Annotated in this window: 1 pseudogene; it reads left to right on the top strand. The window is 69.8% G+C overall.

The window, feature by feature from the left end:
* Positions 1 to 15: 15 nt before the first annotated feature.
* A pseudogene (locus ABD437_RS42860) lies at positions 16 to 865 on the top strand (IS5 family transposase); the annotation flags it as partial.

The following is an 865-nucleotide window of genomic DNA, read 5'->3' as shown; positions in this document are numbered from 1 at the left end:
GGATGTCGGTTCGTGGTGCGTCGGCATGAGTTGACTGATGAGCAGTGGGAGGCGATCGCTGCGTTGCTTCCTGCCTCGGGTGCTGCCGGTCGTCCGCGGGTGGACGACCGGCGGGTGGTCAACGGAATGCTGTTCAAAGCCAAGACCGGTGTGGCGTGGCGGGATCTGCCGGAGCGGTACGGGCCGTGGAAGACCGTCTACAACCGGTTCTGGCGATGGTCGCGCAACGGCACGCTGAGTCTGCTGGTCCAGAGGGTTCGGGTGATGGCCGAGGCGATCGACGAACTCGACCGTGAGGTGTCGGTGGATTCCAGCATCGTGCGGGCCCATCAGCACGCCGCCGGGGCCCGCCGGAGGCCGGCGGATCGGTCCGGCGCGGGGGGACCACGGGCCCGGCCGCGGACAGACCGAGCCAGGTGATCATGCCATCGGCCGGTCGCGCGGCGGGCCCTCGACGAAGCTGCATCTGGCCTGCGACGGACACGGCCGGCCGCTGACGGTGGTGCTGACCGGCGGCAACGTCAACGACTGCACGATGTTCGAGGACGTCATGACCGGCGTGTCGTTCCCACGGCTGGGCCGGGGCCCGACCGCGACTCGCCCGGTCCGGGTGATCGCGGACAAGGGCTACTCCAGCCGGGCGATCCGCGGCTACCTGCGTCGTCGCCGCATCGCGGCGACGATCCCCGAACGCAGCGACCAGCAGGCTCATCGCCGCCGTCGGGGACGCGCCGGCGGCCGGCCACCGGTCTTCGACACGGTCGCTTACCGCCGCCGCAACGTCGTCGAACGCTGCTTCAACCAGCTCAAACAGTTCCGCGCGATCGCTACCCGCTACGACAAGACCGCACTGTCCTACCGAGCA

This window comes from Cryptosporangium japonicum, assembly GCF_039524755.1.
Taxonomy (GTDB): Bacteria; Actinomycetota; Actinomycetes; order Mycobacteriales; family Cryptosporangiaceae; genus Cryptosporangium; species Cryptosporangium japonicum.
Note: the sequence above shows the minus strand (reverse complement) of the source record. Positions and strands in the feature narration are given on the sequence as shown.